This is a genomic window from Comamonas jiangduensis (assembly GCF_030162955.1).
GTDB classification, from domain to species: domain Bacteria; phylum Pseudomonadota; class Gammaproteobacteria; order Burkholderiales; family Burkholderiaceae_C; genus Comamonas; species Comamonas jiangduensis.
This window is the reverse complement of record NZ_JARXOV010000002.1, coordinates 85,583-99,584: the sequence shown is the minus strand read 5'-3', so window position 1 is coordinate 99,584 and position 14,002 is coordinate 85,583. Positions and strand designations below refer to the sequence as shown.

Annotated in this window: 14 protein-coding genes; 5 read left to right on the top strand and 9 right to left on the bottom strand. The window is 60.0% G+C overall.

Annotated features, from left to right (window positions below; all coding sequences use genetic code 11):
* Positions 1 to 203: 203 nt before the first annotated feature.
* Positions 204 to 1,049, top strand: coding sequence for a squalene synthase HpnC (hpnC, locus tag QEP12_RS01925; protein ID WP_174863434.1), 846 nt, complete (start codon positions 204 to 206; stop codon positions 1,047 to 1,049).
* Positions 1,050 to 1,130: 81 nt separating this feature from the next.
* On the opposite strand, the gene QEP12_RS01920 is transcribed toward hpnC, so the two are convergent.
* Positions 1,131 to 2,807, bottom strand: coding sequence for a methyl-accepting chemotaxis protein (locus QEP12_RS01920; protein ID WP_284213203.1), 1,677 nt, complete (start codon positions 2,805 to 2,807; stop codon positions 1,131 to 1,133).
* Positions 2,808 to 3,001: 194 nt separating this feature from the next.
* Between QEP12_RS01920 and hpnD the strand changes: the two genes are divergently transcribed.
* Together hpnD and hpnE are read left to right on the top strand one after the other, a co-directional pair.
* Positions 3,002 to 3,841, top strand: a complete 840-nt coding sequence (gene hpnD, locus QEP12_RS01915; RefSeq protein ID WP_174863328.1) for a presqualene diphosphate synthase HpnD — start codon at positions 3,002 to 3,004, stop codon at positions 3,839 to 3,841.
* A gap of 2 nt (positions 3,842 to 3,843) precedes the next feature.
* A complete protein-coding gene (gene hpnE / locus QEP12_RS01910; RefSeq protein WP_284213202.1) occupies positions 3,844 to 5,181 on the top strand; it encodes a hydroxysqualene dehydroxylase HpnE in 1,338 nt (445 codons plus the stop codon).
* A gap of 97 nt (positions 5,182 to 5,278) precedes the next feature.
* Here the strand turns inward: hpnE and QEP12_RS01905 are convergent, their stop codons facing one another.
* Genes QEP12_RS01905 through QEP12_RS01895 form a run of 3 tightly spaced genes read right to left on the bottom strand, consistent with a single transcriptional unit; the run spans position 5,279 to position 7,089 of the window.
* The gene (locus QEP12_RS01905; protein WP_174863327.1) at positions 5,279 to 5,491 is read right to left on the bottom strand and encodes a DUF2788 domain-containing protein; all 213 of its coding nucleotides are present in this window, start codon (positions 5,489 to 5,491) and stop codon (positions 5,279 to 5,281) included.
* Positions 5,492 to 5,524: 33 nt separating this feature from the next.
* The gene (locus QEP12_RS01900; RefSeq protein WP_376786597.1) at positions 5,525 to 6,355 is read right to left on the bottom strand and encodes a DUF2189 domain-containing protein; all 831 of its coding nucleotides are present in this window, start codon (positions 6,353 to 6,355) and stop codon (positions 5,525 to 5,527) included.
* Positions 6,356 to 6,390: 35 nt separating this feature from the next.
* Positions 6,391 to 7,089, bottom strand: coding sequence for an HAD family hydrolase (locus QEP12_RS01895; protein ID WP_284213201.1), 699 nt, complete (start codon positions 7,087 to 7,089; stop codon positions 6,391 to 6,393).
* Between the two features lie 81 nt (positions 7,090 to 7,170).
* On the opposite strand from QEP12_RS01895, the gene hemH reads away from it, so the two are divergent.
* Entirely contained in the window at positions 7,171 to 8,214 is a 1,044-nt protein-coding gene (gene hemH / locus QEP12_RS01890) for a ferrochelatase (RefSeq protein ID WP_284213200.1), read from the top strand.
* Positions 8,215 to 8,305: 91 nt separating this feature from the next.
* Here the strand turns inward: hemH and QEP12_RS01885 are convergent, their stop codons facing one another.
* On the bottom strand, positions 8,306 to 8,656 hold the full coding sequence (locus tag QEP12_RS01885) for an H-NS histone family protein (protein WP_284213198.1): 351 nt from the start codon (positions 8,654 to 8,656) through the stop codon (positions 8,306 to 8,308).
* Positions 8,657 to 8,786: 130 nt separating this feature from the next.
* Positions 8,787 to 8,942, bottom strand: coding sequence for a hypothetical protein (locus QEP12_RS01880; RefSeq protein ID WP_174863430.1), 156 nt, complete (start codon positions 8,940 to 8,942; stop codon positions 8,787 to 8,789).
* 170 nt (positions 8,943 to 9,112) lie between these two features.
* Here QEP12_RS01880 and QEP12_RS01875 point away from each other — a divergent pair, with 170 nt between their 5' ends.
* Positions 9,113 to 10,351, top strand: coding sequence for an MFS transporter (locus QEP12_RS01875; protein WP_217451155.1), 1,239 nt, complete (start codon positions 9,113 to 9,115; stop codon positions 10,349 to 10,351).
* A gap of 188 nt (positions 10,352 to 10,539) precedes the next feature.
* On the opposite strand, the gene QEP12_RS01870 is transcribed toward QEP12_RS01875, so the two are convergent.
* From QEP12_RS01870 to QEP12_RS01860, 3 genes are all read right to left on the bottom strand, one after another.
* Positions 10,540 to 11,523, bottom strand: coding sequence for a Bug family tripartite tricarboxylate transporter substrate binding protein (locus tag QEP12_RS01870; protein WP_284213197.1), 984 nt, complete (start codon positions 11,521 to 11,523; stop codon positions 10,540 to 10,542).
* A 74-nt stretch (positions 11,524 to 11,597) separates the two neighbouring features.
* Positions 11,598 to 12,584, bottom strand: a complete 987-nt coding sequence (locus QEP12_RS01865; RefSeq protein WP_284213196.1) for a hydroxymethylglutaryl-CoA lyase — start codon at positions 12,582 to 12,584, stop codon at positions 11,598 to 11,600.
* Positions 12,581 to 13,804, bottom strand: coding sequence for a CaiB/BaiF CoA transferase family protein (locus QEP12_RS01860; RefSeq protein ID WP_284213195.1), 1,224 nt, complete (start codon positions 13,802 to 13,804; stop codon positions 12,581 to 12,583). Before QEP12_RS01860 ends, QEP12_RS01865 begins: the two co-directional genes overlap by 4 nt.
* Positions 13,805 to 14,002 lie beyond the last annotated feature (198 nt).

Here is a 14,002-nt window from a genome sequence, read left to right as displayed (position 1 = left end):
GGGCTCAGGCGCGGGCGCCTGCCTGGAACAAGCCGCTAAAACGCCTACCGCGATCGCGCAAGCAAAAAAGCCCCTCAAGGGCAGAACTACAGCGTTTGAAGACATAACAAAAAAAGTTACTGACTGATTGGTTAGCAATCTAGGGAAGGCCTTGCCGACTGTCAAGCGACAATGCGTGGGTGAATGCCTCTGATCCCACCACCATGCCCACCCAAGCAGCTGCTGTCACCCACTACGAGAACTTCCCTGTCGCATCGTGGTTGTGCCCAGCCCCGCTGCGGCAGCCGATTGCCGCTATTTATGCCTTTGCCCGTGAAGCCGACGACATCGCTGACGAAGGTGATGCGCTGGCGCCGCAGCGTTTGGAAACACTGCGCGCGTATCGCCAAGAATTACATGCTATTGCTGGTGGGGCGCAACCTCAAGCACGCTGGGCCACCATCTTCGGCCCCTTGCAGTACAACCTGCTGCAGCACCATCTGCCCGTCACCCTGCTCGATGATCTGCTCAGCGCTTTCATGCAAGACATTGAAAAAACACGCGATCACGCGACTTACGGTGACCGCACCGAGCTGCTGGACTATTGCAGCCGCTCTGCCAACCCAGTAGGTCGGCTGTTGCTGCATTTATATGGCGTCCACGACGCAGCATCGCTGGCGCAAAGCGATGCCGTGTGCACCGCACTGCAGCTCATCAATTTTTGGCAGGACTTGAGTGAAGACATTCCACGCGGCCGCCACTACCTGACCGATGCAGACTGTGCCCAATTTGGCGTGACACGCGCGGCATTGGCCGCACAGAAAGTCACACCCAGCATTCAAAAACTCATAGCTTCTAACGTAGATTGGGCAAGGGATTGCATGCAAAAAGGCTCCAAACTTGTGCACCGCCTGCCCGGGCGCATTGGCTGGGAGCTGCGTTTGGTGGTGCAAGGCGGTTTGTGCATTCTGGACAAAGTCGAGGCGCAAGCGGGCCGCAGCTTGCACACCCGCCAGACCCTGCGCAAAACCGATGCTCCGGGCCTGCTGTGGAACGCACTTTGGATGTAGGCCGCAGCATTTGCACCAGGGCTGCACAATTGAAAAAACCGGCCTGAGCCGGTTTTTTGGATGAGGGAGAGCGCCGCAGATTTAGCCCAGGCTTTCTTCATTCGTGCTGTGCGACAAGGCAGGCCCTGAAGCATTTTTTGCTGCTGCAGCGGCCGTTTGCCCACCGCTGCCAATACTGGCTGGGCGGCGAGATTGGCTGGCGTAGCTGCCCGAAGCTGCACCGGGCTCCAGCACAAACTTTGCCGACATTTGCGCCATTTGATTGGCCTGCTCTTGCAACGATGTCGAGGCGGCCGAGGTCTCCTCCACCAGGGCAGCGTTTTGCTGCGTCACATCATCCAAATTGGCCACTGCATCATTGATTTGCGCCAAGCCCTTGGACTGTTCACGGCTGGCTTCCGCAATTTCACTCACGATATCGGACACGCGGGCGATGCTTTGCACAATATCTTGCATGGTGTTGCCCGTGCGGTGCACCTGCTCGCTGCCGGTGCGCACACGATTGACGGAATCATTGATCAAGACCTTGATCTCCTTAGCGGCCTCCGCAGAGCGGCCCGCCAAAGAACGTACCTCGCTGGCCACCACGGCAAAGCCACGGCCTTGTTCGCCCGCGCGGGCAGCTTCCACCGCCGCGTTCAGCGCCAAGATATTGGTTTGGAAGGCGATCGAGTCAATCACGCCAATGATGGCTTCAATTTTCTTGGCCGAGGTGTTGATGTCCTCCATGGTTGCGACCACTTCCGACACCATGTGACCACCACGCTGTGCAACATCTGTGGCACCACGCGCCAACTCACTGGCACGGATAGCGCTGTCGGCGTTTTGCTGCACGGTGCTAGAGAGCTCTTCCGTCGCCGCTGCCGTCTCTTCCAAGGAGGCGGCTTGCTGCTCGGTACGCATGGACAAGTCACCCGTACCCGCCGCCACTTGGGTCGAAGCGCCAGCAATCGCCTCAGCGCCGCTGCGCACCTTCGAGATAATGTTGTGCAGGTGGCTGCGCATATCTTCCATTTGCACCAGCAATTCGGTGATTTCATCTTTACCCGATGAACTCACGCGCTGCGAAATATCCCCCGCTGCAATCGCTTGCGCCGTGCGATGCGCTTGCTGGAAACCCGCTTGCATGCGCTTGAGCAAGGAGACCGAGAGCAAGGTCGCGGGCAATCCCCCCAGCAACACGCACAGCGCAAACACCCAGATGCTGATGTGATAACGCTCATCCGCTGCCTGGTAAGCCTCATCCGCTTGCGTCACTTGCAGGCCCTTGAAGGCGCCCACCAATGCCACCAGCATGTCCCCTTCTTCACGGCCCGTGGCCAAAAAGCGAGACATCAAATCGCTGCTGAAATTCCCGGCCTCCATCTGTGCCACCAACTCGCCCAGCTTGCTGTTCCAGTCGTTTTGCACACGCACGGCTTCGGTGAACATGTCTTTTTCGATGCCGGCATCAACCATGGAGTTCAGCTCTTTTTGCCACTCCGCACCTTGCTTTAGATTGTGTTTCACCAAATCCAGGTGAGTGCCCACAGGGTGCTCGTGTAACCCGGCCAGCGGGCTGTCTGGTGCGTGCTGGAAAGCCAGCAACATTTGCATGCGCGACTGCAACACGCTTTCATTGATCGACTCTGCCAGCAAAATACGCTGCAGCGATTTGTCATGCAGCGCCCCCAAGCTGTCACGCGCGCTCATCAATCCATGCCAACCCATGCCGATAACGACAGCCATCGACAAAAAGTAACCAACAAAAACCAGCATGTAGCGCTGAGTTAACCGCAGGGAATTGAAGCTGAGCATCTCGTTCAATGTATCTGATTGCAACTTTGCCATCTTAGATGGCTTGCGCAAAAAACGGGCCATCTACGTCGATGACGCTTGATTCACATCAAGCACCCCTACCTTCCTGTGCAATTGCAGCGACCAACCCAAGGCATGGGACAATCCCCCGCTATATGACACCGGAAACCTACGTTCAGCAAAAGGCTGCAGCATCAGGCAGCAGCTTTTATTACGCCTTTCTTTTCCTGCCCGCCAACCGCCGCGCTGCCATCACAGCGTTTTATGCGTTCTGCCGCGAAGTGGATGACGTAGTCGACGAGGTTCAAGACCCCGGTGTCGCCGCACAAAAGTTGGCATGGTGGCAACAGGAAGTGGCGCAAGCCTTTGCTGGCAAGCCCAGCCACCCTGTGATGCTGGCGCTGATGCCGCACGCACCGCAGTTCCAGATTGAGCAGCGCCACTTGCAGGCTGTGATTGAAGGCTGCCTTATGGATTTGGATCAAACCCGGTATCTGGACTACCCCGGCTTGCAGCGTTATTGCCATTTGGTGGCTGGCGTGGTGGGTGAGGTGGCGGCGCGCATCTTTGGTCAAACCAACGAAGCCACCACTGCGTATGCGCACAAGCTGGGCCAAGCATTTCAGTTGACCAACATCATCCGTGATGTGGGTGAAGACGCCATGCGAGGCCGCATCTACCTGCCCATCAGCGATTTGCAGCAGTTCGATGTCAAGGCGCACGAAATCACCAAGCGCGAATATTCGGAGCGCTTTACCGCGCTGATGCGCTTTGAGACCCAGCGCGCGCACCAGCTCTACGAAGAAGCTTTTGCCCTGTTGCCTGCCGAAGACCGCCGCGCCCAAAAGCCGGGCTTGATGATGGCCAGCATCTATCGCACCTTGCTGCGTGAGATTGAGGCCGAGAACTTCCAGGTACTGCACCAGCGCATTGGCCTGACCCCGCTGCGCAAGCTGTGGCTGGCGTGGAAAATGCAAGCCTTGGGCCGCATGTAACCGTGGCAAGCCGCACCCCTTTGCGTATTGCCATCATTGGTGGAGGCTGGGCCGGCATGGCTGCCGCCGCAAGCCTGCAGCAACAGGGCCACCAGCTACACATCTGGGAAGCCAGCCGCACCTGGGGGGGCCGTGCCCGCGCGCTCACGGTGCAAGGGCCACAAGGCCAGCACTGGACGCTGGACAACGGCCAGCACATCTTGATTGGCGCCTATAGCGCCTGCCTGCAAGCCATGCGCACAGTGGGCGTGCAGCCAGACCAGGCCCTGCAGCGCCTGCCCCTGGATTTGCGTTACGCCGATGGCACCGGACTGCAGTTGCCCCACCTGCCACCGCCGTGGGATGCCGTCATCGGGATTGCCCGCACCCGGGGTTGGAGCTGGCGTGAAAAACTGGCGCTGCTACGCACCGCCCAGCGCTGGCAAAGCCAGCAGTTTCAATGCGCAGCCAGCGCCACCGTGGCAGACATATGCCACGGTTTGCCAGCCCGCTTGATGCAAGATTTTGTCGACCCCCTGTGCATCTCCGCGCTGAATCTACCTGCTTGCGCGGCCAGCGGGCGTATTTTTTTGCGGGTGCTGCAAGACGGCTTGTTCAGCGGCCAAGGTGGCTCTAACTTGCTGATTCCACGCACCGACCTCAGCACGCTGTACCCCGCTGCTGCAGCGCAATGGCTGCAAGCCCAAGGTGCACAGTTGCGACTCGGCGTGCGAGCCACGCACTTGGCGTGGCAGGCAGACAGCGCCAACTGGCATGTTGACGGCCAGGCCTTCGATGCCGTGGTGATCGCCACCGCGTGTGCACCTGCTGCACGTTTGGTGCAGCACGCGCAGGCGCCTGCTGCGGTGCAAATGCACACCCAATCATGGGCTGCGGCAGCAGATGCATTGCCGCACACCGCCATTGCCACAGTCTATGCGTACACCCCGCCCCAACAAGGCCGTACGCTGCTGCCCGCGCCCATGGTCGCACTGCGCAGCCATGCGGGTGCGCCGGCACAATTTGCGTTCGACAAAGGCCAGCTGGGCGGCCCCGCAGGGGTGATTACCTTGGTCGTCAGCACCAGCCCGGATGACAAAGCACAGCTGCAAACCCAGGTGCTGCAGCAAGCCCGTGTGCAGTTGAAGTTGCCGCAATTGCAAGCGCTTCAAACCGTGATCGACAAGCGTGCCACCTTTGCCTGCACACCCCAGGTACAGCGCCCCGGCATGCAGATTGCTCCTGGTTTGTGGGCCTGCGGCGACTATGTGGATGGCCCCTACCCGGCCACGCTCGAAGGCGCGGTGCGCAGCGGCATGCAAGTGGCGCACGCATTGGCGCAGACCGCATTCGCAAGCTAAAAAACAATAGCTAGCAGCGCTGGATAAGCGTGGTTTTGACGCAAAAAACCATGCCAACCCCTTGTCCATCAAGCGCTCACAGCTCTTTTTTAAGCATTTACTTTTCCAAGTACCACTGAATCACGGCTTTGGCGATAAAGCCGGTGAAACCTACCGCCAGCCCCAAAAACAGCACAAAAGTGCCGAACTTGCCCGCCTTGGACTCCCAGGCTAAGTGGCCAATGATGAACAGCATGAAGAGGATGAACGCCCCTATGCCATACGTCATAAAAAAATGCGAAATTTGTTCTTCTGTGTAGCCAAAGATCACGACACGTGTCCTAGAAACCGCAGGGCCAGGTCGCTACGATGCAGCCTCCCGCAACGCAAAGTCTGATGCATCCACCAAATCTCGGTACGCATGCCAACTGGCATGTCCAAGCATTGGCATCACAAACACCAGACCCAGCAACAACGAAGCCAAGCCCAATAAAGTAAACACCACAATCAGCGCCGCCCACAGCGCCATAGCGATGGGGTTTTGCAAAATCACCAACCAGCTAGTGAGCACGGCTTGCTGCAAGCTCACTTTGCGATCCAGCAACAAAGGCATAGAAACCACACTGGACGCAAAAATAGGCGCAGCCAAAAAACTGCCCAAACCCAGCCACAGATAAAACAGCGTGCTGTCTGGGGCCAGCACCACGTGCTGCATGAAGTCCATGGGCGAGGCAATCCGTACGGGCGACAGCAGCGTAATCAGCGACGCCGAAATCACCACCCAGCCCGTGGCAGAAACCGCCAGCAGCAGGCCAAACTGCACCAAGCACCAATAGCTGCTGCCCAGCTTGCTCTGCCCTTGCTGCCAGTGCGACCATGTGCGCCGCACCAGCCCCAAGTTCACCGCCTCACCACGCTCCAAAGCCCGGCTCATGGCATACAAACTGGTGGCAACCACAGGCCCCACCACCAAAAAACCAGAAAGCGCGCCGGCCATTAGCCAAAAGCGATTGTGCCCCACCAGCAAAATCAAAGCGCCCAACAGTGCTAAGACCATGCCATGCGCCAAGCTCAAAGCGGGAGCACGGCAGATATCTTTCCACCCCAGTGCCAGCCACGACAGGGGCTGCATCAAGCCAATGCGCAAAGGCAGCGGCAAATCCATGCTGGATGAACGAGACAGGGCTTGAGACATGCGCTTGCTCCTTGCCCCACGCGGGGGCGCATCACTCAGGCAGCCAGCAAATCACACAACTCCAACAGGCTGACCACCGTTGTGGGTGGGTGCTGATCCTCTACAGCCCAATCTAAGCCTGCACGGTTGAGCCAAACAGCGTGCATACCCGCATCCCGCGCTGCCACGGCGTCCAACTTGGCATCGTCTCCTACATGCAAGATGGCCGACAAAGGCATTTGCAGCGCCTGCGCTGCGCAATCAAAGATGCGCACGTCGGGTTTGGCAAAACCCGTGCGCTGCACGTTAAAGCTGTCTTGAAAAAAGTGATCCAGCCCGATTTGGCCCAAATCAGCGTTGCCATTGGTGACCGCCACCACCGGCCAGCGCGCTGCCAAAAACTCCAGCGCCTGCAAAGCATCGTCAAACAGCTGCACGCGCTGGCGTTCGGCAAAAAAAATCTCAAACGCCGGGATAGCTAAATTTTCATCGTCGCCCGCCTGGCGCAAAGCCTGCGCAATCGAGGCCTTGCGCAAACCACTCATATCGTGGCGCAAGTCGGGGCGTTCACGCTCCACCTGCAGGCGAATAGCACGCAAAGCCTCAGGCGATGAAAACACTTGTGCAGTCTGCGCTGCATGCTCTTTTAACCAGAGCAAGAGCACTTCTTCTGCGCGGCGAATGGTGGGCCAGATGGGCCACAGCGTATCGTCCAGATCCAAAGTGACGGCACGAATTTGAGATGGGTCAAGCATAGACTGCAAGAATACTGGAGCCCACTAAGGCTGCACGCCAAAGCCTGCGACAAGCAGCCGGCTTTTGTCACAATGGCAGCCATGCTGTCTCGTTTTGCCCCCGAACCCAAGCTCCCCGCCGGCCAGCCCGAACGCACTGCCGTTTTGCTGTGCAATCTTGGCACCCCCGATGAGGCCACGCCCGCTGCCGTGCGCCGCTATCTCGCGCAATTTCTGGCCGATGACCGAGTGGTCGAGCTTCCCAAGCTCGCCTGGTGGCCTATTTTGCACGGCATCATCTTGCGCATACGGCCCAAAGCCTCTGCGGCCAAGTACGCCACGGTGTGGAACCAAGGGGGCGCCACCGGCTCGCCCTTGCTGTATTTCACCCAGCGTCAAGCCACCCTGCTGCAAGGCTGGATGGGGGAAGCAGGCTCCAATGTGCTGGTGAGCTATGCCATGCGCTACGGCAATCCATCGATGGCTTCGCAGCTCGATGCCCTCAAAGCCCAAGGTGCAACGCGCATCCTGATCGTGCCGCTGTACCCCCAATACTCGGGCACCACCACCGCCAGCGTGTGCGATGCGGTCTACGACTGGGCCAAAACCCAGCGCCACATTCCAGAGCTGCGCTTTGTGCAGCGCTACCACGATCACCCCGGCTATATCGAGGCCCTGGCCCAGACGGTAGAAAAACACTGGCGGGAAAACGGCCGTGCACAAAAGCTGTTCCTGAGCTTTCATGGTGTGCCCGAGCGCACCTATACGCTGGGTGACCCCTACCGCGATGAGTGCTACGCCACAGGTCGCTTGCTGGCACAGCGCCTGGGCCTGAGTGAGGAGCAATACATCCTCACCTTCCAGTCGCGCTTTGGCAAAGCCAAGTGGCTGCAGCCCTATACCGAGCCCACGCTGATCGACATGGCCAAAAACGGCTTGGAAAGCGTGGACATCATGTGCCCCGGCTTTACCAGCGACTGCATCGAGACACTGGAAGAAATCAACCAAGAAGCGCGCGAAGCCTTTGAGCACGCAGGCGGCAAGGACTACCGCTTTATTCCCTGCCTGAACGACCACAACGCCTGGATTGGGGCGTTGCGTGACATTACCCAGCAGCACCTGCAAGGATGGCCCACAAAGCCTTAAGCCTTACGCCCCCGAGCCACCTGCTGCCCACAAAAGAAACCCTGCCTGTACTGCTACAGGCAGGGTTTTTTGTTGAAAGCCGCGTTGCCGCTTATTGGATGGGAAAGGGGTTGCCGCTGTCCGAAGCTTGGCCCGCAGACTGGCTGGTGGGTTCGGTGCGCGGCGCAGCAATTTCATAGGCAGTGCGGTCTTTGCCCTCGATCCACTTGGGCGCTTTGCCACGTCCTGTCCATGACAGCCCGGTTTCAGGGTCGTAGTACTTGGCCTGCACTTTTTTCTTTTGCACAGGCTGGAAAGGAAACACCTGCTGCGCCGTAAAGCCAAACGTGGCGATCAGCTCATGCACGGTTTTCAGTGCAGCTGCCGACTCTGTGCGACGTATTTGTTCAATCGTCTTGTCCAGCTCGCGTTTGCGAGCCAAAAGCTCTTGGTACTGGGTCATTCAGTGAGGGGAATGGGATGGAAAGAAAGTAACAGGAGGCCGTCATGGCCACCCAAAATTTCGAAGCTGAGCGATTTTGCGCGAAAGTGTTCGATTGCGTACAGCGCACGCCCAAAACATCCGCTTTGCGCTAGGTGCAATCTGCAATCACCTTGCCCGCCTGCTCCTCGCGCACGCGAATGGCATGAACACGCGCGCTCTGCGGCAATGCCACGGTAAACGCCAAGCCTGTGCATGGGTGTTTGGCGCCGCGCAGCACGCCGCCGCAGGTGCTGCATAGAATCACGCTCGGCTTCTACGGCCTGCATTCGGCGCAGGCTTGGATCGCCCCCTCACTTCAGCGGCCGCAGCGCCGCCCCTTGGCTGAATGTCTGGCCCCAAAGTCTTTGGACCTTGGGGTATTTGCTTTTGGTGGAAGCACTCCTTGGTGCCACATCAAAAAACAACACCACAGCCATGACCTCTCTCTCCTCCTCCCCCACCGGGCAGCCCACGGCTGTCAACAGCTACAGCTGGAAAGCCTTGATGGGTTCTGCCGTCGGCTACGCCATGGACGGCTTTGACCTGCTGATTCTGGGCTTCATGCTCAGCGCCATCTCGGCCGACTTGAACCTCACCACCGGCCAGGCCGGCTCGCTGGTGACGTGGACACTGATTGGCGCCGTGTTTGGCGGCATTGTGTTTGGCGCCCTGTCTGACCGCTACGGCCGCATCCGTGTGCTGACCTGGACCATCATGCTGTTCGCCATTTTCACGGGCCTGTGCGCGTTTGCCACCGGTTACTGGGATTTGCTGGCCTACCGCACCATTGCCGGCATTGGCCTGGGCGGTGAATTTGGCATTGGCATGGCGCTGGCTGCTGAAGCCTGGCCTGCCCGCCACCGCGCACGCGTGTCCTCGTACGTGGCGCTGGGCTGGCAAGTGGGCGTGCTGGCGGCGGCACTGCTCACCCCTTTGCTGCTGCCCGTCATTGGCTGGCGCGGCATGTTCCTGGTGGGCGTGATTCCCGCCGTGGTGGCCTGGGTGATTCGCCACCGCATCCATGAGCCCGAAGTGTTTGTGCGCAAGCCACAAACCGAGCGCGGCGCGCGCCTGAAAGCGTTCCAACTGCTGATCAAAGACAAGGCCACCACCAAAATCAGTCTGGGCGTGATCGTGCTGACCTCGGTACAGAACTTTGGCTACTACGGCATCATGATTTGGATGCCCGGCTTCCTGTCCAAGCAGCTGGGGTTCAGCCTGACCAAATCATCCATGTGGACCGCTGTGACCGTGCTGGGCATGATGGTGGGCATCTGGATTTTTGGCCATCTGGCCGACCGCATCGGCCGCAAACCCAGCTTCTTGCTGTTTCAGCTCGGCGCTGTGGTGATGGTGCTGGTGTACTCACAGCTGTCTGACCCCACCACCATGCTCTGGGCCGGCGCCGTGCTGGGCATGTTTGTGAACGGCATGCTGGGCGGCCTGGGCGCCGTGATGAGCGAGGCCTACCCCACCGAAGCCCGTGCCACGGCACAGAACGTATTGTTTAACATTGGCCGCGGCGTGGGCGGTTTGGGCCCGGTGGTGGTGGGTGCGGTGGCCATGGGCTATGGCTTTCAGATGGCGATTGCGCTGCTGGCCGCCATCTACGTGCTGGACATGATTGCCACTGTGTTCCTGATTCCTGAGCTCAAAGGCAAAGAGCTGCATTAAGCCTTGCTCCTTACCTAGCCATAAAAAGAGAGCTGCTAGCGCTTGAAAAACCTGGGCTTCCAATACTTTTATATTGGAAATCCAGCATATTCATGCGCCAGCAGCTCTTATTTTTAAGTCACCGCGTGCAACGGTGGCTGTGGTGGTGGCTGCAGCAGCCACCACCACAGCCACCACTGAGTCGTCTCTCAGTCGGCTTTGATGTTGGCCTCTTTGACCACCTTGGCCCACATCTCCCGGTCACGCGCCGCCATGGCGCCCAAGGCCTTGCTGTCCATAAAGTCTGCTGTTGCACCTTGGTCCAGGGCTTTTTGCTTGAAAGCCGCATCGCGCAGCATGTTGCGGACATCCGCTTCCAGTTTGCTGACCACAGCAGCCGGCGTCTTGGCAGGCGCAAACAGCGCAAACCACGACGTGGCATTCACTGCGGGCAGGCCGGTTTCCGCCGTGGTGGGCGTTTGCGGCAAGCTGGGCAGGCGCTCCTTGCCGGTAACGGCCAGCACTTTGAGCTTGCCCGCCTGGATGTGCGGCATGAAAGGCGGCGCGGTGCCAAACGTCAGGTCTACCTGGCCGCCCAGCAAGTCCTGCAGCGCCGGGCCTGTGCCTTTGTAGGGCACGTGAACAATCTGAATGCCTGCCGCCTGCTCCAGCTGCACGCCGGTGACGTGCTGCAAAGAGCCGTTGCCCGAAGACGCGTAGTTCAGCTTCCGGGGATTGGCCTTGGCATAGGCCACCAGCTCTTGCATGCTGTTGACCGGCAAATCACCACGCACCACCACAATTTGCGGCGCAGACAGCACATTGGCTACGGGCACAAAGTCCGCAGGCTCCCAGCTGGACTTGCCCAGATGCGGCGAGATCACATGAAAGCCCGAGTACTGCATCAACAAGGTGTAGCCATCAGGCTCGGCACGCTTGACCTGCGCAGCAGCAATATTGCCGTTGCCGCCCCCTTTGTTTTCCACCACGATGGTTTGGCCCAGCACCGGGCCCAGCGCTTGCGCCGCCATGCGGGCGGCCAAATCGGTCGTCCCCCCGGCCGAAGCGGGCACCACCATGCTGATGGGCTTGGTCGGATAAGCCGCTTGCGCCCCTGCCACACCATGCAGCCCCAGGCCCAGTGCGCTCGCCAGGGCCAAACGGCCAAATTGTTGTCGTGTCATGTACTTCATCACGGTCTCCTTTGCTTGTTGTCTACTCGTTGTCATGGCCTGCCCCCGCAGGCCTGCTTGGCTTGCAGCCCTGCTCAAGCCAACCAGCGCGCTTGCGCGCGCGCACGGATCTCTGGCAGGGATGCCGGTGCGGGGTGCAGCTGGCTGACTGGCCCCGCCTGCACGATGGCGCTGGGCGTTGCATGCCCAATCAAGGCTGGCAAACTGGCGGCCACCGCTGTCAGTGCGGCCAGATCCACGCCGGTGTCATAGCCCATCAGCTGCAAGGCATGCACCAGCTCTTCGGTACAGGCATTGCCGCTGGCCCCGGGTGCATACGGGCAGCCGCCCATACCGCCCACCGAGGCATCAAAACGATCGCCCCCGGCCGCAATGGCCGCCAGCACATTGGCCAGCGCCATCGCTCGCGTGTCGTGAAAGTGCAGCGTCAGCGTGGTCTGCGGCCAGCGCGCTTTAAAAGCGCTGACCAGGGCATGCACCTGCGCGGGGTGGGCCATGCCGGTGGTGTCACACAGCGTGATGCCTTGCACCCCCAAGTCAATAAAGCGCTGCGCCCAGCCCAGCACTTCGGCAGCTGGCACATCGCCTTCCATGGGGCAGCCAAAGCTGCAGGACAGCGACACGTTCACCGCCACGCCGCCTTGCTGCGCCACGGCCACCACCTCGGCCAGCCCGGCAAACGATTGCTCGCGCAGCATGCGCAAATTGCACAGATTGTGGGTTTCGCTGGCCGACATCACCAGGTTCAGCTCATCTGCCCCTGCCTCCATGGCGCGCTGAGCGCCTTTGATGTTCGGCACCAAGCAGGTCATCACCGTGCCGGGGCGGCGCACAATGCCGCGCAGTACCTCTTGCGCATCGGCCAGCGCAGGAATGGCCTGGGGTGAGACAAAGGCCGTCACCTCCACCTTGGCCACGCCCGCCGCAGACAAGGCATTGACCATGGCGATCTTGTCGGCCGTGGGCACAAATACGGACTCCATTTGCAGGCCATCGCGCGGCCCGACTTCCTGGATGTAAATGCGCTGCCCCGCGCCTTGCCATACAGAGGCGCCACTCATTGGATCACCCCCTGCGTGCGCAACTGCGCAATTTGTGCGGCGCTCAGGCCCATGCCCGCCAAGACCACATCGGTGTCGTCACCCAGCTTGGGCGCACTACTGCGGATGGTGCCCGGCGTGGCCGAGAGCTTGGGCACAATGCCCGGCACCTCTACGCTGTAGCCATCGCGTGTGGTCTGGGTCAAGATCATGTCGCGGGCGCGGTAGTGCGGGTCTTCGCAAATGTCTTTGGCCGTGTAGACGCGGCCTGCAGGCACACGGGCCGCGGCCAAAGCCTCCAGCACAGCAGTAATGGTTTGCGTCTGCGTCCATGCACCAATGGCTGCATCAATTTCTGCCACACGCGCCACGCGGCCTGCGTTGTTGGCCAAATCCGGGGAATTGCCCAGATCGTCACGGCCAATGGTCTGCATCAGGCGTTTGAAGATGCTGTCGCCATTGCCAGCCACCAGCACCCAGCCATCGGCGCAGGGGTAGGCGTTGGAAGGCGCAATCCCTGGCAGCGCACTGCCGGCGGCCTCGCGCACCGCACCAAAGGCGCTGTATTCAGGAATCAGGCTTTCCATGACGTTGAACACCGCCTCGTGCAGCGCCACATCAATCACCTGCCCTTTACCGCCGTTGACCTTGCGGTGGTACAGCGCCGTCAGCACACCGATGGTGCCGTGCAGGGCCGCCAGCGTGTCCCCGATGGACACGCCCACACGCACCGGCACACGGCCGGGCTCACCCGTCAGATGGCGCAGGCCGCCCATGGCCTCGCCCACCACCCCAAAGCCGGGTAAATCCCGGTAAGGGCCGGTCTGGCCGTAGCCGCTGATGCGCAAAATCACCAAGCCAGGGTTGATGGCATGCAGTTCATCGGGCGACATGCCCCAACCTTCCAGCGTGCCGGGGCGAAAATTCTCAATCAGCACATCGGCTTCTTGCAGCAGCTGGCGCGCCAAGTCCTGCCCCTGGGGCTGGCGCAAATCCAGCGCCACCGACTTTTTATTGCGCGACTGCACCTGCCACCACACGGAGGTGCCTTCTTTGATCAAGCGCCAGTTGCGCAGCGGATCGCCCGCGCCCGGCGCTTCAATCTTGATGACCTCGGCGCCAAACTCGCCCAGGGTTTTGCCCGCAAAAGGGCCGGCAATCAATTGCCCCATCTCCACCACGCGCACACCGCGTAGCGCACCTTCTTGCAACCCCGCCAGGGGGTTTACCGTCTCTTGCATTGCATCTCCTTGCGAGCACACCCCGTGTGCAGCCCCGCTTGCTGGCCATCATGCAAAAGCAGCACGGTTTTACAAAACGCTGTTTCGCGAAAATGCCATCGCGTTTCAGCATAGCCACCACCAAACCAAGTACTTACCCTTATGAAAAGTTGACGTATAGAACATCTGCCTTGCTGTTTAAGCACAGCAAAATCGACC

Coding starts and splice junctions, on each gene's coding strand:
- hemH (WP_284213200.1), top strand. CDS start 7,171: ATGCTGTCTCGTTTTGCCCCCGAACCCAAGCTCCCCGCCGGCCAGCCC.
- hpnD (WP_174863328.1), top strand. CDS start 3,002: ATGACACCGGAAACCTACGTTCAGCAAAAGGCTGCAGCATCAGGCAGC.
- QEP12_RS01920 (WP_284213203.1), bottom strand. CDS start 2,807: ATGCTGGTTTTTGTTGGTTACTTTTTGTCGATGGCTGTCGTTATCGGC.
- QEP12_RS01870 (WP_284213197.1), bottom strand. CDS start 11,523: ATGAAGTACATGACACGACAACAATTTGGCCGTTTGGCCCTGGCGAGC.
- QEP12_RS01865 (WP_284213196.1), bottom strand. CDS start 12,584: ATGAGTGGCGCCTCTGTATGGCAAGGCGCGGGGCAGCGCATTTACATC.
- hpnC (WP_174863434.1), top strand. CDS start 204: ATGCCCACCCAAGCAGCTGCTGTCACCCACTACGAGAACTTCCCTGTC.
- QEP12_RS01875 (WP_217451155.1), top strand. CDS start 9,113: ATGACCTCTCTCTCCTCCTCCCCCACCGGGCAGCCCACGGCTGTCAAC.
- QEP12_RS01900 (WP_376786597.1), bottom strand. CDS start 6,355: ATGTCTCAAGCCCTGTCTCGTTCATCCAGCATGGATTTGCCGCTGCCT.
- QEP12_RS01895 (WP_284213201.1), bottom strand. CDS start 7,089: ATGCTTGACCCATCTCAAATTCGTGCCGTCACTTTGGATCTGGACGAT.
- QEP12_RS01860 (WP_284213195.1), bottom strand. CDS start 13,804: ATGCAAGAGACGGTAAACCCCCTGGCGGGGTTGCAAGAAGGTGCGCTA.
- QEP12_RS01885 (WP_284213198.1), bottom strand. CDS start 8,656: ATGACCCAGTACCAAGAGCTTTTGGCTCGCAAACGCGAGCTGGACAAG.